Annotated in this window: 13 protein-coding genes; 5 read left to right on the top strand and 8 right to left on the bottom strand. The window is 69.6% G+C overall.

Features of this window, described 5'->3' with window-relative positions:
• Positions 1-78: 78 nt before the first annotated feature.
• Positions 79-495 (top strand): Hsp20 family protein, encoded by a 417-nt coding sequence (locus ACFY93_RS26305; RefSeq protein WP_391363431.1) that lies wholly within the window; start codon positions 79-81, stop codon positions 493-495.
• A gap of 206 nt (positions 496-701) precedes the next feature.
• On the top strand, positions 702-1,208 hold the full coding sequence (locus tag ACFY93_RS26300) for a DUF2267 domain-containing protein (RefSeq protein ID WP_391363429.1): 507 nt from the start codon (positions 702-704) through the stop codon (positions 1,206-1,208).
• Positions 1,209-1,304: 96 nt separating this feature from the next.
• Here ACFY93_RS26300 and ACFY93_RS26295 read toward each other — a convergent pair whose 3' ends face one another.
• Entirely contained in the window at positions 1,305-1,916 is a 612-nt protein-coding gene (locus ACFY93_RS26295; protein WP_391363427.1) for a hypothetical protein, read from the bottom strand.
• A gap of 176 nt (positions 1,917-2,092) precedes the next feature.
• On the opposite strand from ACFY93_RS26295, the gene ACFY93_RS26290 reads away from it, so the two are divergent.
• Positions 2,093-2,644 (top strand): hypothetical protein, encoded by a 552-nt coding sequence (locus tag ACFY93_RS26290; RefSeq protein ID WP_391363425.1) that lies wholly within the window; start codon positions 2,093-2,095, stop codon positions 2,642-2,644.
• A 114-nt stretch (positions 2,645-2,758) separates the two neighbouring features.
• Here ACFY93_RS26290 and ACFY93_RS26285 read toward each other — a convergent pair whose 3' ends face one another.
• Positions 2,759-3,940 carry a protein kinase gene (locus ACFY93_RS26285; protein ID WP_391363424.1) on the bottom strand — a complete coding sequence of 394 codons (1,182 nt, stop codon included), beginning with the start codon at positions 3,938-3,940 and terminating at the stop codon, positions 2,759-2,761.
• A 556-nt stretch (positions 3,941-4,496) separates the two neighbouring features.
• Between ACFY93_RS26285 and ACFY93_RS26280 the strand changes: the two genes are divergently transcribed.
• Positions 4,497-4,979: a hypothetical protein gene (locus ACFY93_RS26280; RefSeq protein WP_391363422.1), complete on the top strand. Its 483-nt coding sequence runs from the start codon at positions 4,497-4,499 to the stop codon at positions 4,977-4,979.
• Positions 4,980-5,105: 126 nt separating this feature from the next.
• Here ACFY93_RS26280 and ACFY93_RS26275 read toward each other — a convergent pair whose 3' ends face one another.
• Positions 5,106-5,324, bottom strand: a complete 219-nt coding sequence (locus ACFY93_RS26275) for a DUF397 domain-containing protein (protein ID WP_391363420.1) — start codon at positions 5,322-5,324, stop codon at positions 5,106-5,108.
• Complete coding sequence (locus ACFY93_RS26270; protein WP_391363418.1) at positions 5,321-6,169, bottom strand: Scr1 family TA system antitoxin-like transcriptional regulator; 849 nt, start codon at positions 6,167-6,169, stop codon at positions 5,321-5,323. The genes ACFY93_RS26275 and ACFY93_RS26270 overlap by 4 nt, the downstream gene beginning before the upstream one ends.
• 226 nt (positions 6,170-6,395) lie before the next feature.
• Between ACFY93_RS26270 and ACFY93_RS26265 the strand changes: the two genes are divergently transcribed.
• The gene (locus ACFY93_RS26265; protein ID WP_391363416.1) at positions 6,396-7,034 is read left to right on the top strand and encodes an ATP-binding protein; all 639 of its coding nucleotides are present in this window, start codon (positions 6,396-6,398) and stop codon (positions 7,032-7,034) included.
• A gap of 4 nt (positions 7,035-7,038) precedes the next feature.
• On the opposite strand, the gene drmB is transcribed toward ACFY93_RS26265, so the two are convergent.
• From drmB to ACFY93_RS26245, 4 genes are read right to left on the bottom strand one after another with little or no spacing between them, the layout of a single operon-like run.
• Entirely contained in the window at positions 7,039-8,922 is a 1,884-nt protein-coding gene (gene drmB / locus ACFY93_RS26260) for a DrmB family protein (RefSeq protein WP_391363414.1), read from the bottom strand.
• Entirely contained in the window at positions 8,919-12,164 is a 3,246-nt protein-coding gene (locus ACFY93_RS26255) for a helicase-related protein (protein ID WP_391363413.1), read from the bottom strand. The genes drmB and ACFY93_RS26255 overlap by 4 nt, the downstream gene beginning before the upstream one ends.
• The gene (locus ACFY93_RS26250) at positions 12,161-14,065 is read right to left on the bottom strand and encodes a UvrD-helicase domain-containing protein (RefSeq protein WP_391363412.1); all 1,905 of its coding nucleotides are present in this window, start codon (positions 14,063-14,065) and stop codon (positions 12,161-12,163) included. The genes ACFY93_RS26255 and ACFY93_RS26250 overlap by 4 nt, the downstream gene beginning before the upstream one ends.
• Positions 14,062-18,828, bottom strand: coding sequence for a sacsin N-terminal ATP-binding-like domain-containing protein (locus ACFY93_RS26245; protein WP_391363410.1), 4,767 nt, complete (start codon positions 18,826-18,828; stop codon positions 14,062-14,064). Before ACFY93_RS26245 ends, ACFY93_RS26250 begins: the two co-directional genes overlap by 4 nt.
• Positions 18,829-18,858 lie beyond the last annotated feature (30 nt).

The raw sequence follows: 18,858 nt of genomic DNA, 5'->3' as shown, positions 1-18,858 counted from the left end.
TTGTCAATTTTCCTCGACGGAGCTATATAAGAAGTCGTAGGGCATCGCACCCAACCTCGACGAAGGGAGAGACCCGTGATGCTCATGCGTACCGATCCTTTCCGCGACCTCGACCGCCTCACGCAGCAGGTCTTCGGGTCCGCGCGTCCCGCCTCGATGCAGATGGACGCCTACCGTGCCGGTGACGACTTCGTCGTCCACTTCGACATCCCCGGCATCGACCCCGAGACGATCGAGCTGGACGTCGAGCGCAACGTCCTGAACGTGCGCGCCGAGCGCCGTTCCCCCGCCCCCGAGGGCGCGGACGTGATCGTGGCCGAGCGTCCCACCGGCACGTTCACCCGCCAGCTGTTCCTCGGCGACACCCTCGACACGGAGCGGATCGACGCCTCGTACGACGCGGGCGTGCTGACCCTCCGCATCCCCGTCGCCGAGCAGGCAAAGCCCCGGCGCATCCAGATCACCGGCGGCGACCGCAAGGAACTCGTCGGCTGACGGCGGCCGACCCGGCCCTGCCTGGCCGTCCACCGGCACGAACCGGCCCGCGACCCGCGAGGTCGCGGGCCCGAGCCCGGGTCCGGGTCCGTGGCCGTGGGGGCGCGACCGTCGGCGCCCCTACCTCTTCTTCATCCCGCACCCATGCTTCTGCGCGTTCCGGGCACAGGGGCAACGACAACCGAACACGGAGGAGAAACCGCAGGATGTCCACGCCGAACACGACGACCACGCTTGCCGACGCGCGCCCGGAGCCGTCGCCGACCGGAGACCGGCCGCACACGCCGCGTGCCCGGGACCCGCGGGCCGGGAACTGGACCTGGGAGCAACTGCTCGACGCGGTACGGCAGTCCGGTGGCTACGAGACGGTGAAGGACGCCGAGAGCGTCACCCGCGTCGCGCTCAGCGCCCTGGGCGGCCACGTGACCGGCGACGAGCGCGTCGACCTGGCCCGCCGTCTCCCGGAACGGGCGGCTCGTCTCGTCGCCTCGCAGATCCCGGTCACCAGCCCGCTGGTGGCGGCGGACTTCGTGGACTACGTCGCGGCCCGGACCGAGGGGGCCACCCCGGCGACGGCCCGCTGGGACCTCAGCTCGGTGCTGAGCGTGCTGCCGGAGGCCGTGGGGGACGACCTGGTCGACCGCATCCTGGCCCAACTGCCGCAGGGGTACGCCCTGCTGTTCGGCCGGCCGCAGCTGGTCCAGGCGGCCTGACGCCGGTCCACCGGCGTGACCGGAGGGGCAGGGGCACGGGGACGACCCGTCCTCATGCCCCTCCCCGCCCTCGTGTCCGCGTCCCCGTCCGGCCTCCTACTGGAGAGGCGGGCTCCCGTACGGAAGACCCGCGTTGTCTCCCCGCGGCCGGCTGAACCACGCGCTTGCCGTGCCCTGGCTGAGCAGCACGACCACGGTGACCGCCCCGGCGAGGGCGAAGAACCCGCCCGAGACCCCACGGGCGGCTCCGCCGAGTGCCAGCGCGATCTGAAGGGAGGCCAGGACGATCGAGGCGGTGCGCACTCCGCTCCCGGCCGTCCCGTACCGGAACGCGAGGACGAACAGCACACACCCCATGAAGTTCTGCCCGAGCGACGCCCCGGCCGCCTCGGCGTCGTTGTTGACCCCGACGAGCACGGAGATGAGCACGCACAGCCCCATCATCACGAAGATCACGACCTGTGCACTGCGCACGCTCGTGGGCATGACCGGGGGCGGCACGGGACCGTAGGGATACGGGTACGCGCCGCCGTACGGGGCGTTGGGATCGTAGGGGAGGCCGGGCGCCGCGGGACCGGAGGCCGCGGGACCGTAGGCACCCGGCGCGGCAGGCGGCCCGTAGCCGGCGGGCTGTCCGTACCCGGCGGGCTGTCCTTGTCCGGGGTGCGGTTGCGGGTGTGATGGGGGAGTCGGATGTTCGTTCGACATGGACAGGACCCTAGCCGCATCCGGAGGCGGGCCCGACGGAGCGTGGGCGGAGCGAGCGGATGGCAGAGATCCACCCCTGGGCTGACCACACCGCGCAGGTCTCGTACCACCGGCTCATACGAGTCCGCCGCGCAGGCTGATGCAGCCAGTCGGGAGGGGGGCTGAGACTGAGACACATGAGATCGCCACGAACCACGACCCCGGCCTGGGCCACACCGGCAGCGACACCGTCCCGTTGGTCGGTCCGCGCCGCACACCTGGCCGCGCTGGTGGTCCTGCCGAGCGGGCTGTGGCGCATCCTCCTGGTGTGCGGATACCCCGCCGGTTACACGGAGGCGGGCTTCGGGCCGTTCGAGACGTTCGGGGCCAAGGTGTGGATGCTGACGCTCAGCGTGCTCTGCGAGGTGGTCGCCTTGCTGACGATCGGTCTGGTGCGGCCGTGGGGCGAGGTCGTCCCGGGCTGGATACCGCTGATCGGAGGGCGGAGGGTCCGTCCCATGGCCGCCGTCGTCCCCGCTGCCCTCGGGGCGGCGGCTCTGACGCTGATCTGGGCCAACGTCCCCTGGTGGTGGACGTATCCGCACGAGAACATGACACCCACCGGAAACCTCGTGGTCGGCATCCTGTACCAGCCGCTGTTCCTCTGGGGCCCGCTGACCGCGGCCGTCACGGTCTCCTACTACCGCCGCCGTCGTGCCCCTCGGCTCCGGGGGGCGGAGGCGGGGTGACCTCTGGTGGTCAACCCGCGGCGCCTGGCCGACAACGTGGCGGCGGGCGCACTCCGCCTCACGGCGGACGAGCTCCGGCTCCTCGACACGATCCGGACGAGAGGGGATGTGCAGTCAGGACAGGAAGTGCTCGCGGGTCAGGGTCAGGGCGGTGATCCAGTCGTCCAGTTCGTCCTCGCTGCGGGTGGTGACCCGGCAGAAGTACGCCGCGCCGTTGGTGAGGTAGACGGTCACCGTGAGCCCGTACTTGCGGCCGGACTCCGTGTGCGTGACGGCCCGGATCACGTACCAGGGGAAGTCGGTCATGTGACCGTTGATGCTGAAGGAGACGCCGCTCGCGTCCGCCACGACGGCGTTCTTGCGGTCCATGGCCAGGAACTCCGGGCTCTCCGCGACGGCGTCCATCGTGGGCGGCAGGCTCGGAGGCGCGGGCGGACGGGCGGGCATGGGCGGCACGGGCGGAGACGGGCTGACCAGAGTGGGCTGGTAACCCACCGGCGCCGTCTGCCCGGAGGGGGCGAGCAGGTCCAGCAGCTGCGCCGCGACCGGCCGTTGCCGCGGGTCCTTGGCCATGCAGGCGGCCACGACGGGACGCAGCGAGGGCGGCAGGGTGCTCAGATCGGGCTCGTGGTGGACGGAGCGGTACATCAGCGCCGCCGGGGTGCCGTCCCCGAACGGGCTGCCGCCGGCCGCGGCGACGAGGACGGCCCCCAGAGCGAAGATGTCCGCGGCCGGGGTCACCGGCAGTCCTTCGGCCTGCTCCGGCGCGAGGAATCCCGGTGTGCCCACGGCGACGCCGGTCATCGTCAGACGGGCGCCCTCGACGGCACGGGCGATGCCGAAGTCCACGACCCGGGGTCCGTCGTCGGCCATGATGATGTTGCCCGGCTTCAGATCGCGGTGGACCAGGCCGCAGCCGTGGATCGCCTGCAGCGCCTCGACGAGCGCCAGAGCCAGCTGCCGCAGCGCGTCTTCCCGCATCGGCCCCTGGGCGGCGAGGAGATGGGCGAGGTTGGGCCCGGCCACGTAGGCGGTGGCCAGCCAGGGCGCGGCGGCGTCGGGATCGGCGTCGACGACCGGCGCCGTGTGGAAGCCGCCCACCGCACGGGCGGCGGCGATCTCCGCCCGGAACCGCTCCCGGAACTCGGGATCCCGCGCCAGCTCGGGCTTGGCGACCTTCACCGCCACGGGACGCCCGCCCCGCGAACGCGCGAGATAGACCGTGCCCATCCCACCCTCACCGAGCACCCGCTCGATCGCATACGAGCCGACCTGCTCCACCTGCGCCCCCCCCACGAAGTCCAGCGCTTCACCTTAGGGCAGCCCTCTCCGGGGAGGCGCGACAGGTGCCGGTCGGGACCGCGGCGCGACGATGAGCCGTCGTTCGTCACGAGGACAGGCCTGCCGAAGCTCCCGCCCGAGCACCGCCGGACCTCGAAACCTGAGCCGTCGAAAGCCCGCCACGGCGGCGGGTCAGCCGGACGGCCACCCGCCACGTGTGCCTCGCCCAGCCCGAACCGGTATCAGCCACGCCTTCTCGTCGACGGCGAGCGACCCACGACGGCCCGGCGGCTGCGGATGGCGGCCACCGACCGCCCGGGGGCGGAAGGTACGGCGGGCCACTTCCCCTATAAAGACGCGCGACGGTGGACAGGCCGCTGACGTGCGGAGACACGGAGAGAGCGTTTCACATCTGAATAGTCTCATCCAGAGGTGAATGGATCCTCTACGCTATCCAGCACTGGATCATCCTGCGTCAGTGCTGGAACAGGTCAGTCAGCGCTGCCCGCTCTCCATTCACCCCTGGGGGTACCCTGTGCGTGCGGCACGACGAGTGACTCTGATCGAGGCCGTGAACAAGCGGACGGGCGAGATGAACGACTTCACGGTCCATTCGTCGGTTCCGGCCGCGCACGGTCTCTGGTTCAGAGGAGGAGGCTTCACCACGATGGGATACGCGGCTCACGACGCCCTCGCCGACGCCGACCTCAGTGCCAGCGCGTACAAGCTTTTCCACAAGATGTGCGCCCTCCAGAATCGCAAGGACCACGGCCTGGTCCTCGTCGAGAGCCAGGTGAAGTTCGCGGAGCGGGTGGGCATGTCACAGGCCTCCGTGTCGCGCTCCCTCAAGCAGCTCGCCGCCCAGGGCTTCATCTACCCCGACGGCCGGAACTGGCGTATCCGACCCGACTTCGTGTTCAACGGCAACGGCGCGGCGCAGGGACAGGCTGTGCAGAACATCCCTGCTGCCACCCCTGACCCGTACGCCGGCACGCGAACCGACCTCACCGTGATCGACGGCGGCGACGAGGGCTCGTCCGACGACGGGGCGTGAGGCTCTTCGGCCGCAGGGCCCGACCAGCGGAATACGGGGCGCCGCGCGTGAGGTCTCGCCGGGGTGAACGGCTGCGGGCGCATCCGCAGGGTGGCGAGACACTCCCGAAGCCTCGGCGTCTTCTGCTCAGAGACCGAACGGTCGGCCTCGGCGCACCGCGCCTGTGAAGGTGCGCCATGCCTCGGTTCGCACGGCCGTGACGAGCTCGTCGCCGATCTTCGTATCGCGCAGAAACACGTGGTCACCGGCGTAGGCGCACTCGACGCACTCGCCCCCCGCCCCGTTGCTGTAGGACGACCTGAACCACCTGAGTGGTGCCTCGGCACTTCCGGGGACGATCTTCACCGTGCGTACTCCTTCAGAACGTTCTTGATCAGCTGGGTGGTGCGTCGTGGACTCAGCGCGGCGGCTCTCAGCTCGTCGAACGCTCGCGTGTACTGACGGACATGCGGTTCCCCTTCCAGGTACATGGCATCCGTGATGCCGTCCCGATACACGATGTCCGGGTCCTCCGGATCAGGGAAGCCCAGCATCGTGAACGGCCCCGTGGTCGGGCAGGTGCCGGCATCGAAGGGGAGGATCTGCAGCGTCAGGCTGGGGAGTTCGACAGCGCCCAGCACGGACTCGAGTTGCGTGCGCATCAGTTCACGGTCACCGATGACTCGCCGCACCGCGCCCTCGCTCACGACGAACCAGCAGTCCGGAGCCTGCGGGCCGCTGAGCATCGACTGACGTTCCAGCCGCACGCGAACCGCCCGGTCGATGTCCTCGGGCGGCATGTACGAGCCACATGTATGGAGTTCACGGCAGTACGCCTCTGTCTGCATGAGACCGGGCAGCACCTCGCACTGGTACTGGCGGAGTACGGACGCGTCTTGTTCGAGGCCGATGTAGATGGAGAACCACTCGGGCACCCCCGATCCGTGGACCTGCCACCAGCCACGCGTCTTCGCCTGACGAGCCAGTGACTTGAGGAACTCCCGCAGGTCGTCGCTGGTGTCGTAGAAGCGGCACAGCGCGTCGACGTCGGACGGCTGCACCCGACCACTGCCGGTCTCCATCCGATTGACCTTGGAGCCGCTCCAGTCCAGAGCGTCCCCCACCTGAGCGCAGGTCAACGCGTTCTTCTCCCGGAGCTTCTTCAGCTCGATGGAGAGGCGACGGCGTCGCGCCGTCGGTGATCCGGCCATCGGGACCCCTTCGTATCGAACACTGCTCAGTCTCTGCGCCAGGCCCTCGTCCGTCATCACCCGATAGTGGGAATCTCCCCGTGCACATTGCACGGGGAGATGTGCGCCGGCCATTCTGGCGAAGCAGGATGACCGATGTGGGACCGGTGGTGGCCTTTTGGGGGCCTTCGGCATCCGCACGGAACGGCGAGCGACGGAGGGTCGGGCAGTGATCCCAAGTACGTGCATGGCGCCCATGCCGTGGGTCGTGGAGTTCACGGCCTCGAAGGAGGAGGTGGGGGCCTTGCGACGCAGGGTGCGGAACCATCTCGAAGCATCGGGGCTGCGGAACCTCGTGGACGAGGCACAGCTCTGCGTGAGTGAACTCGTGGCGAACGTCATCACCCATGTCGGCGTCGGAACACCCGCCAGGCTCGCTGTCCTGACGAGTGGAGACGTCCTTCGTATCGAGGTGCACGACCCCGACACCCGTGCCCTGCCCATCCTTGTCCCGGCGGACGTCGAGGCGGAAGGAGGCCGGGGAATGACGCTCGTCGACGCCGTCACGGACCGGTGGGGCGTCCGACTGCTCGCCGATCGCAAGGTGACCTGGTGTGAACTCGCGACGGGCCTCTCGGTGACGAGAGGAAGTGACGGCGGTACCAGGATGTCCCGGGCCGAGGCGGTGATCGGCCTCTACGGTGCTCCGGGGCCGGACAGCGGATCACGTCTGGGCAGGCTCGACATCGCCGAGGGGGAGGAGGCGGCGATCTTCGTGATCGCCGACCTCCTCCACTGGTTCCGGGCACACGGCCGTGACGCGGACGACGTACTGGACAGAGCCCAGATGCGTTTCGAGGGCGAGGTGTTCGACGTCCGCTCGTGATCCGTCAGGGGGAGGCGTCAAGGGGCAAGGCATGCCCGAAGAAGCCCAGTGACGGATCTTCGGGTGTCCCCACCAGGAGTGCGCGGTCCAGAAGGATGTTGTTGTGTTCACAGCTCGTTTCCGGGAGCATCACGCAGGCGTGGCAGGCGGCGAGGTTCGTCCCGACGGTGCCGGACGCCTCGGTCTCCATGCAGAGCGGGTCGGAGGAGCACCATGTGGCCCGGCCCACCGCCGAACGCACCGTGCGGTCGAGAAGCTCCGGTTCGCCCTGCGCGACGAGACCGCCGAGACTGCCCGCCGAGTCGCTCGTCGCCGTGTAGACGAGGACGCCGGCCATGTCGTCGGCGGCGTACAGACGCTCACGCAACGATGCGGACGGGTAGCCCGCGTCCAGGCTCAACTCGTTGATGAGGACATGAGCCAAGGTGTGCAGCAGCACCATGCGAGGCGTCGCCGGGGAGGCCACGGCCTGGCTCGGGTCGTCGGCCCGCTGTTCGAGCATCCGCTGGTGGGCGGTACGCATGCGCTCGACCCGCGCCGCCACGGCCGGCTCCTTCTCCCAGGCGTCCAGACGGCTCTCCTCCAGGCGCAGGAAGACTCCTTCGCCCTGGACCTCCATGGCGGGCAGCCAGCGCAGGGGCTGTGCGGAGAGCGGCATCTCCTTCGCATCGGTCGTCGACTCCGCGTCGACGAGGCGGGTGAACGCCTTCAGGGCGCGTACCTCGCGAAGCTTCTTCACGAGCATCGGTCCGGTGATCCCGAGTGGCTGGAGCACGCGCGGATCACCGAGCGGCGACTCGCAGACGAACTGCTCGTCGCGGGACTGCTCGCTCTCGTCGTTGCCCGAGCGCAGGCGCTCGTACTCCTTGTTGCGAAGGGCGCGGTAGCGGTGGTCGAAGCTGGGCGCTTTGTCGTCCTCCGGGTCCTCCTCGCGTTCGGCGTCGAGCAGGGCCATGATCTCTTCCAGGGGGAGGGGCCACTCCTTGTCGCCGAAAACGGCATCGAGATAACCCTCGATACGCGCAGCGTCGTCGTACTTCCTCAGCTTCGCCCAGTGCTCCGCGAGCGGATCCGTACGGCCGCTGCTCCACGGGGGGATCGAGAGCGCCGACTTCAGCACCGGCTGCCAGACCGACGAGGAGCCGCGCTGCAGCGTGCGCATGGGGAGCCCGCACCCCGCCGGGTCCATGGCGGAGGTGCCGAGCCAGGGGCGAGCGCCCCGGCAGGTGAGACGGAGGTCTTTGAGCGCGTTCCTGCGGAAGCAACCTTCCATCGAGACCTCCGGCACCTGACCGCAGGTGCAGGAGACGACGATGGAGCGGAGCGAGGAGGTGCGTCCGGTCGTGCGCATCCTCAACTTGCCGCCGCACTTTCCGAACCGTGTGGAGTCACGGTCGGGCGAGCGGTGCACCCACTGCCAGTAGGGGAACTCGTCGAGGTGCCCCGCCTCGCAGGCGACGACGAAACGGGAGGGGACGAGGTCCACCTCGCACGTGCCACAGACGCTTCGACCGGCCGGGGGAGAGAAGTCGCGGTGGGGCTGCAGGTCGTTGCACTCCGGACACGAGTGCATCAGGGGGAAGCGACGAACGCGAAGGCCGTCCTTGCTCGTGTCGTCGGAGGCCGGTGGCAGCCTGAAGAAGTCGACGTCGAGCAGGCGGGCCAGCCGTCGCTCGTGGACGACGGGCGACTCGTCGCTCCGCCAGCTGCGGTCGGCCTCGTCCAAACCCGATACCACGAAGGACTCGTGGTCGACGGCGATGAGCGACCCGACGCCGTACGTGCTGATCGCCTGGGCCCGGCGGACCGTGCCGCGGCGGGGCAGATTGTGGGCCGGAGCCGTGCCGTTCGCCGCGGTTCGACGGCGGCGGGCGGGGGGCGGGGTCATCGGTTTCCCTCCATGAAAAGGGCGGACTCGGCGTCGACGTCGCGCAGGCTCCACAGGGTGGGCCACGCCCCTCGGTCCTCGGATTCGTCGTCGTACGACTTCAGGATCGAAGGGGCACGGCTGCCCCGCTTCGGCTCGAAGAGCAACGCACTGTGATTGTCGGCCTCCTGGCACCACCAATCGACGAATTCGTCGAAGCCCTGCTCCACTGCTTCGGTCTCCGAGGGAGTGACCGCGCGGACGCGGTCCAGGAGGAGGGGCCTGATGCGGCTCCGCAGGATGTGCTCGTAGGACTCCACCTGACCGGCGCCCTCGTTGGGGCGGGCGGCCGGGATCAGGATGCGGGCGAGGGCGACGATCACCGCGTGCAGTCCCCGTTCACGCGCGCGGGCGGAGAACGGGGTCACGGAGGTGGACTCGACCTCCCGGTAGAGGGCCGAGTGATAGTGCTGGAAGTTCTCGTAGTGGGAACGGTCGCGGGCTCGGACCGAGTTGAGCATGACGGTGACCAGGCCGGGATGTGCGCGGCCGACGCGGCTCGTGGCCTGGATGTACTCGGCGGTCGTCTGCGGTTGGCCCATCACGGCCATCAACCCGAGCCGGTCCACGTCCACGCCCACCGCGATCATGTTCGTGGCGAGCAGGACGTCCACGGTGTCCTCGTCCGGGAGCCTCTTCTCGATGCCCTTGAGGCGTGTGGGAATCTCGCTGGCGTCGATCCGGCTGGTCAGCTCCGAATAGTTGGCCACCGAGCGCACGGCCACGCCCTCACGATCGGCGAGCAGCTCCAGATAGGCCACGACGTCGTCGTGGACCTGCAGTTCGGCCGCCGAGAGCAGCCGCAGGCTGTTGAAGTAGCCGACGATGCTCCAGTACGCGTCGCGCACCTTGTCGTCGGTGTCCGCGTGCATGGCCCGGTGCAGCAACGTGGCGTACGTACGGATCAACAGCGTGGACTGACTGGTGCCGGGAGCCAGGAGGCCGACGTAGCGACGGCTCGCCTTCTCCTCACGCGGGGTCTCCACGGCGAACCACGAGTCGCGAGAGTCCAGGCCGGCGGGCGGGAACTGCCGTACATCGCGGGCGAAGAGGTGGCGGCCCTGCTCGGCGGCGCGCCGGATGGTGGCGGTGGAGGCGATCACCTTCGGGCGATCGGCCAGCGCGTCCACGGCCGTCTCGTAGAGGCCGGTGAGGGTGCCCAGCGGGCCGGAGATCAGGTGGAGCTCGTCCTGGACGATCAGTTCCGGGGGAGGAGTGCCGTCGCCCGGGTCGTCCAGGTTGAACAGTGCGGAGGTCGCGGGACGCCACGGCATCGAGGCGAACTTGTCGACGGTGGCGATCACCAGCGTCGGGCGTGCGTCGTAGACCGCCTCGTCGATCAGGTGGACGGGCAGACCGCCGGAGAAGTCGCAGTCCGCGCCGGGGCAGCGGACGTGCATCCGCTTGGCGTCCTCGTCGACCTCGTAGTCCCGGGCGTCGAGCCGGGTCCCGCACCAAGGGCAGGCGTGCAACTGGACGGGGTTCTCGGTGGCGAGACTCTTGTCGAGGTCGGCGCGCAGCTCGCCGAGCCTGGCGTCGGCCTCAGCCAGTGTGTTGGGGGTGGCCGAGCGTCCCACCCACATGCCGACGGAGAACGGCTCGTCGCCCAGTTCGGGCGTGTCGCGCCTCATGTGTTCCATGGCGCAGAGCAGGATCGCCGCACGTTCGAACTGCTGGAGAGTGAGGAGCCGCAGCGTGTAGCGCATGAGGACGGTGACGCCGCCGCCGTGTGCCCCCTTGCGGATGCGGCGCAGGAAGGAGGTCAGGGCGATCAACCCGAGGTAGGCCTCCGTCTTGCCACCACCGGTCGGGAACCAGAGCAGGTCGGAGATCTGTCGATCGTCGTGCTCCGGGTCGTCGATTCCGGCCATGCAGAGCAGAAGGAAGGCGATCTGGAAGGGGCGCCAGCGACCGGCGGACGGATCGGGATCCCCGATGCGTCCACCCTTCACCCAGGCACTGCGGGCACGTTGGTCGGCCATGGCGCGGTTGGCGAGCCGGAACGCACGCATCAGGTCGGGCTTGGTCCGCAGCAACTCGATGCCCTCGCGGATCCGGCCGAGCGCCTCGCGGCAGGCGTCCACCTGGACCCGCGCGGGCTGTCCGTGGGGGCCGCCCGCCAGAGACTCGGCTTCGGCCGCCTTACGGGCGATCCAGTCCGCGTACCCCGTCGCCAGTGCCTCCAGGGCGGCCAGGACCTCGGTGTCGGGCTTCTCGGTGAGCCCGAGCATCGACAATGACGAACTGTCGATCTCCGGATTGGAGTCCGTCAGCAGCACCTCCACGCTGGGTACGAACTCGCTGCGCACCTCGGGGACGGCGGCCTGGACGCTGTCGGCCACGCCGATCGGCGACGGAACCCAGTCCCAGGCCGCGGCACAGCCGTGGCCGACGGCGAAGGTCGGGGCATGGCGGTGCAGCAGCCGACTCGTGGCGATCTCCGGATCACGGGCGGCGCCCGGGGCGGGGCGCTCGACGAAGGCGCTGGAGCCGTCGCCGGCCCAGACCACCAGGCCGCACTGGAACAGGGCGAAGGCGTCCTGGAGGTCGCGCTCACCGACCTTCTGCGTGTTGATCAACGTGACCGTGACGGTGACCGTGCGGCTGATCGGATCGAGGCGGCGGACGATGACGTGCAGAGCGACCTTCTCGGGCACGAGCTGGACCAGCTCGCCCGGGGTGGGAGCGGTCACGTCGATGCTCTTCTCGGGGAGCTGAAGCTCCTTGCGCTGCCATCGCTCCCGCTGCTCCGCGACGGTCCGGGCCTCGGCGCGGCGGGCCGGGACCGGATTGCCGTCCGCGTCGGTGGGCTCGTAGACCGCCGCGCGCGTCGAGACCACGATCGTGTCGCTTATGTCCGGGCGAACCGCGAAGGTCAGGCCCATGGTGGACGGGCGCTTGTCGCCCGAGACACCGGATTCCTGCGCGGCACCGGACTCCTCGGCGTCCTCCCGGGCGAGAACGGGCGCGGCGTCCAGACCGTCCTGCTCGGCGGCGTTCTCGACCCTCCGCTCACGTGAGGCGCGCGGGTACAGCACGCCGGTCAGGTAGCGGTCGATCGGCACGTCCTGAGCGAGGACCTCGCTCCGGTCCTCCGGTGCCGCGTCCTCGGCGGGGCCGAAGAGTTCCCTGCGCAGTCCCACGAGGAGTTCCTCGTCCCGCACCCGATAGTGCTCGGAGTGCCGACCTGCCGCGTGCGTCATGCGCCCTGCTCCTCTGCGTCGTCAGCCCGTCGAAAAATGCCGATGCCGGTGATCCGCGGCACGGTCCACACACCTCGGTCGCCCAGGCCGGCGTTGGCGCCGGCCGCGACGCTGCCCGTCACCGTCTCCAAGGTGTCGATCCGCAGGCCGCGGATCTCGTCGGGCCACCACGGATCCCACGTCCGGCTCACCTTCTGCACCCGGAACAGCTCCTGCCGGAACCGCTCCGACGCCTCGCCCACCTCCCGTCCTCGGTGCACGAGGGCGTACGGCGGGCTCTGGTTCTCGCCCATCGGAAGATCGTGTCGCTTGCGCAACAGCACTTCCTGGCCGGGGCCGACTTCGTGCAGGAGGTAGGCCTGGGTCGCCGCGGCGTCGGTCGCGTGACCGGGTGGGTTGTCCCGGCACACGTCGCCGGCCTCGGCCACCACGCCGAACCTGTCGTACGACCGCCACCCGCCGACGAACCGCCGACCGGTCCTGCGGTTCCCCGCCCTCTTGATGATCGGCAGCTCGGGGGAACGGACGTGGTACAGGTCCTGTCGCGCGCGGGTCATCGCCACATACAAGGCGCGGGCCTCAGCGGGAAGATCCGCCTCGGTGCCGTACTGCTTGCGGAGCTCGGCGACGGTCGGCGGGGTCAGGACGATCACCTGGTCGAACTCCAGACCCTTGGCCCGGTGCACGGTGGAGACGACGATCCGCGCCGTCTCCGGGTCGGCCGCTTCGTCGGGGAAACGCCCGTCGGCGACCAGGCGGCGCAGCCTGTCCAGATCGAGCGCGGTGCGTCCGGGCGAGCGGGTCGCGCGTCGCAGCACCGCCCACAAGGCTCCCGCGTTCGGCTTGTGGGGCAACGGGATCTGTTCCAGCAGCGAGCGGAACCGGTCCTCGGGCAGGCCGGTCGCCTCGGTACGACGCAACAACTCGGCCACCCAGTAGGGCACCGGCCGCTCCTCGAGCGGGCGGCGCAGCCGGTGTCCGATGCCTGCCTCGTGGAGCAGTCGGGAGACCACAAGGGCCTGCCGGTTGTCGCGGGTCAGGATGGCGCAGGTGTCGTCGAGGTCCCGCAGACCCTGAAGCGTGTACTCGTCGGTGAGATCGGCCAGTGTGTTCACCGGGTCCACAAGGAGGTCACGCAGCTCCTCGTAGAGCGCGGCGGCCTCGTCCGTGCCGCGGACCCGCTGGAGCCGAGGACCGTGTGACAGCGCGATGCGTGCCTCCGGGGTGACGGCACGGAAGTTCTCGGTGAGGCGCAACTCCACCAGGTCGTCGGGGTACGAGCTGCGCAACCACTCGAAGAACCGGCCGGTCTCGTCGTTGCGTTCGGCCGGGTCCTCGATCTGGAAGCCGTACACGGACTGGGCCGCGTCACCGACCACGGTGAAACCGCAACTGTCCTGGTAGCGGTCGAGCAGGGACTCCACCAGCTCCCGACGATCGCCCAGCAGGTCCTGCACCTCGTCGATCACCACATGGGACGGCGGGACCGAGTCACCGGACTCGAGCGCGCCCTCCTCGACGGCTTCCGACGCGGCCTTGATCCGCTCGTCGAAGGACGTCGTGGCCCAGTCCCGGTCGGGGTACGCCTGGACGAGCACTCCGTACGCCCATGCGTCGAAGGTCTGGGCGCGCACCCGGCGCGCCCGGTCCCCGTGCCGGGTGATGCGCTCGCGCAACTCGCGAGCGGCCGCCCGGGAGAAGGTGAGCACCAGGATGTCGGCGGCCTCCAGCGACTCGTCCGGGTCCTCGTGCCCGCACAGGGCGTCCAGCCGACGCACCAGCGTGTGCGTCTTCCCCGCGCCGGCCCCCGCGGTGACCAGGACCCTTGCGTCCCAGGGCTGCTCGACGACGGCCTGCTGCTCGGTGGTGAGCTTCGGACTGTCGAGATAGACGTCGGTCACGTACGGCTCCAGAGGTGCTCGAACTGGGTGAAGGCCAGCGCGGTCTCGAAGTTGGCGATGTTGTCGTCGACGTTCAGGATCAGGCAGGTGTCCTTGCCGCCGTTCCTGGTGCCACGCAGGCCGCGACCGATCATCTGCTGGTACACGTTGGTGCTGTAGACGGGTCGTGCCACGACCACGGCCCGGGTCGCGGGCGCGTCGAACCCCTGGGTGAGCACACCGTAGTTGGTGAGCACACGGATGCGGCCGTTCCGGAAATTCTCGATCCGCGTCCGACGGTCCTGGGCGCTGGTGGTCGAATCCACGGCGGCGGACCGCACACCTCGGTCGTTGAGCATGGCTGCCAGATACTTGGCGTGGTCGACCGAGGTGGCGAAGAGCAACGTCGGCCAGTCCGGCGGCAGCGCGGCCACCGACTCGACGATGCGCAGACTCCGCTCGTGGTCGTCTGCCAGCCGTTGCTCGGCGGCACGGGACAGCATCGCCATGCGATCGGCGTGGGTCTTCTCGTCCTGGCTCAGTTCGATCCGACCACCCGTGAGCGTGCGGTGCTCGACCTGGGCGAGCATGCCCCATTCCTGCAGGTCGCGGTACGGGTCTCCTGACGGGAACACCCCCTCGTCGAGACGCCGGTTGCCGAAACGGGTGATCAGCCGGCGGGTCTCGTCCTCGTTGGTGTTGCGGAACGGGGTGGCGGTCAGGCCGAGCAGATGCCGACGCGTCTCGTACTGGGTCAGACCCAACTGGCTGAGGATCTCCGTGTACCGCTTGGAGATGGCGGTGTGTGCCTCGTCCACGATCACCAGCGCGGGCTCGCGCAACCACGCGTACTGGTCAGTGCCCAGGCACCGCTCCAGTTTGGCGTCCGTGGCGACCACCAGGTGGGGGTGATCGACGACGTTGCCGACCTCGTTGCTGCTCCACAGGCGGCTGATGGTCAGCGGTCGTTCGGCGCCGACCTTGTTCCATACGAACTTCCAGCTTTGGACGGCCTGTTCGCACAGTTCCTCGGTCTGCGCGATCCACAGCAGGGGGCCCTTGAGATCGCCGACCCGCTTCACCCACCGGATCACGGCCTCGGCGGTGACCCGTGTCTTGCCGGCACCGGTGGGCAGGGACAGCATGCCGCGCTGCGGGGCGAGCCGGTCGAGCAGGGTGGAGATGTTCCGGACCAGGTCCTCCTGGTAGGCGTGGAGCCTGGGGAAGTCCCGGGGACCCTCGATGGTCTCGAAGGGAGGCGGTGAGGGGGTCCTGGAACCGGCGAATGTCACAGGCAGGCGCAGGTCGGATACGAACGCGACGGCGGCCGAGGAACCCCCGTACCCCACCGGGGCGTTGGGGAAGCGCGCCTGGATGTCCCGGGCATGCTGCTGGAGCACCCCGTCGCCGTGCGCGTTGAACGCCATCTGCGCGATGCGACGGCCGGACGGCTCCACGCCGCCGGTCGCCTGCAGCTCGGCGTCCATCAGCCCTTCGGGCAGGCCTGCCCTGAGCGCGTCCGCGCCGATCAGCAGCTCGAGCTTGGCCACAACGTCCTCGGTGTCGCGCACGGCCTTCTGCGCCGCCTTCAGAGCGCTGTCCTTGGCCATGCGGTCCTGGTGCTCCAGCACCGCGCGGCAGCCGTCCGCACCCAGGCCCAGGCCGAGTTCGCGGTCGATCAGCCGCAGCATGGGCTCGGGCTCCCGCGGCACACGGACCTTGACCGTGTTGTCCTGGCGCACGGAGTCCAGGGGAGAGGCGTGCGTGCCGTTGGGGGTACGCGTGACCTCCTCCAGCTCCGTGCACCGCTGCACCTTGCTGTTCCGGTTGCCGCTGTTCAGGCGCTGCCGCAGGGCGGGGAACAGCTCGACGAGGAGGACAGGGTCGCCCTCGGGCACCTCGCGGGTCTCACGACTGATCACGTCGGCGTAGCGGAGCATGCCCCACTTCTCGACCATCAGCTCGGCGTCCTCGACGGTCGGCACGAGCAGGGCGGGCAGCTGCTCGGCGCGCAGGGCCCGGTACTGTGCGGCGCCGACGGCGAGGGTGATCTCGTCGTCGGGGCGAGTCCCCCAGCTGTCCCCGATCCGGCAGCGGGTGAGGGAGTCCTCGGGGAAGTCCGCCCCGAACCTGGTCAACATCACGTAGGTGGCGCCGACGAAGGCGTCGTCCTCGCTGCGGGCCACCTCGTCGAGGAGCGCGTCCCAGCGGTCGGCGGGAACCTCCTCGACCGTGATCGGCAGCCGCAGCTTGCGGGCCTTCTCGGGGGAGATGTCGGCGACCGGCAGCACATCACGGTAGGCGGCGAGCTGAGGGCCGACGGCCTCTGTCAGCGGCTTGATCCCCTGGGAGGTGGCGACCCTTCCGTGTTTGCGCAGCATCCACCGGATCGGGGACATCACCGCTTGGCGGGTGCCGGTCTGGGCGCCGAACTGACGGGTCCAGTTGTCCACCACGGCGTCGTCGGGCAGCGCCTTCAGGAAGGCGGCGCGGGACTCCTCGGACAGGGAGCGGAAGAGATGGAGAGGACCACCGATCGCGGCGCCCTCCACCTTCATCCTGTTCAGCGCGGGACGGGGGGCACGGCTGTCCAGAGTACGCAGATAGGAAGCGTGGACGGCAGCCCGGTACTCCTCGAACCAGGCCTCGTGGGGCTGCGGTTGCACACCGCCGGCAGGCCGCTCCCGCAGACCGATCAGGGAGAAGAAGGACGTGTCGTCGGAGTGGAACGCCATGTCGACGGCGACGCTCGGGTCGCGCTCACTGTCGACCACGGCACCTGGCAGCATGCAGTCCGCGACCGACCGGAAGCGCTTGTCGACGGTTCGTACCCGGAGCGTCGTGTGCGGATCGGGCACGCGCTCCAGGACCTTGTGGGCCACTCGACGCACGCCGGCCTGGCGGAACAGTTCCCAGAATCGCTCCCAGTCCGACTCGCCGTAATGGTCGACGCCCTGGTCGAGGACGCTGACGAACCGCCCCTCGACGTCGGCCTCGCGGATTCCGAGGACGTTGAGCGCGTGTGCCAGCGACGGGTCCTGGGCGAGCTCGTCGATCACGTACACCGTGGACTCGCGCAGCCCGTCCTGGTGCTCGGCCCGACGGAAGACCTTGCCGGGGACCGGGGCGACCAACCCGTGCTCCTCGGTCAGCACGACGCGGGCCTTGCGAGCCTCCTCGATGTAGGGGGAGCGCTTCTCGATCATGTCGGCCAGGATGCGGACGGCCACCCCTGACGCCTCGGCGGTGCCGTTCGCGACGAGAGCCTCCAGCCAGTCGCGGACCCCGGCTCGCTCGTGTCCGGCGGCGGTGAGGATGTGCTCGACCTTGCCGGAGCGCAGGGAGTCGGCCTCGACGCTCGGGTGCAGCCAGTTCGAAGGCCGTCCGGGGCACTCGTGCCACATCCGCAGCCACCGCGTCAGCTGCTTCAGGTCCTTGTCCAGCCGTGGGTGGACGCGCAATTGCCGCGGAGCGCGCAGGACACCGTCCTGGTCGGGCAGCGAGGGGCTCGTGGCGGTGCGGGCCCAGATCTCCCGGGTCAGGAACTCGTCGGCCCAGCTGATCGACTCCTTGACACGGCCGGGAAGCAGGGGGAGGTGGGCGGCCGGGTCCTCGGCCGGGGCCAGCCCGGGGAGGGAGTCGACGACCAGCTTCGCCGACACCCGGATCATCTCCTGGTTGAACGGGGAGGAGTCGAGCAGGTTCTGTCGATCCTCGTTGGTCTTCCACGCCCCGTTGAGAATGCCGCTCAGGGACATCTCGTACTTGGTGGGGAAGAAGGACCAGAACGTGCCGCGACCGCGAGACCGAGGGCTGATGTACAGGCCGCTCTCAGCGTCTCGTTCCAGGGCGGGGACGGCCCAGGACAGGTCGAGGGCGACCCGGTCGTGCAGCTCTCCGGCGTCCGCGCGGGCCGCGGGGCCGGGCTCGTGCGTGGTGGTGAACACGCGCCAGCGCTCCGTGGAGAGGGCCTTCCCCGTGCGTTCCTCGGCCACGGTGTGCAGGTCACCGGACTGCTGGGCACTGAGTGTCCGGCGCGCCAGGGGCCTGGGGCGGTGGTCCTCCAGTACGACCTCGGCGACGTGCGGGGAGAAGAGTTGGAACCCGACCGGGAACTCCTCGCGGGGCTCACCGTGGTCCTTGCTGCGATTGCCGTGCATGTCCTTGCCCAGCCGGTCGTCGGCCTTCGGGAGCAGCGGGAGGCGGACGACCGTGGTCGCCCAGGACAACAGCTTGTCCAGGACGGGATCGGAGGCGCGTTCGGCCGGCATGTCGAGAGGACGGGCCATCCGCAGGACGGGGGCGTCGAACTCCGGGCCGTAGCGCTCCGTCACACCGGGCACGGCCTTGATCTGCTCGTAGGACCAGACGCGGTCGAATCCGAAACTCCCGGTGCGGCTGAAGAATTCCGGAGCGTCGGTCACCACGAGGACCGACTTCACACCGACCCCGAACCTGCCGATCTGTCCGCCACGCTTCTTCGACATACTCATGCGAAGGATGGTCTCCGCCCCTTCGGGGGTGACCGGGCTTCCCTCGTTGGCGCAGTACAGATGGGTTTCCGTGAGGGCTACATGGACGCGTCCGCCGGGTTCGTTCGCGATTTCGTCGGCCGCATTCTGCACGAGCTCGAAAAGCTGACGGTCGCCGTACCCGCCCTGCGTGATACGGCGTTCGCCATTGGCGTGCTCGGCGACGAGGCCGGGGTCCACGGCATACGTCTGCAGGACTCGAGAGGATTGTTCGAGAACGGTTTCGATCACCGCTGAGGACGAGGACGGCACGACTGCTGCTCCTGATGTCAAAGGTGAATG

The sequence above is a fragment of the Streptomyces sp. NPDC008313 genome (assembly GCF_042956125.1).
Lineage (GTDB): Bacteria > Actinomycetota > Actinomycetes > Streptomycetales > Streptomycetaceae > Streptomyces.
This window is presented reverse-complemented; position numbering and strand designations above follow the sequence as displayed.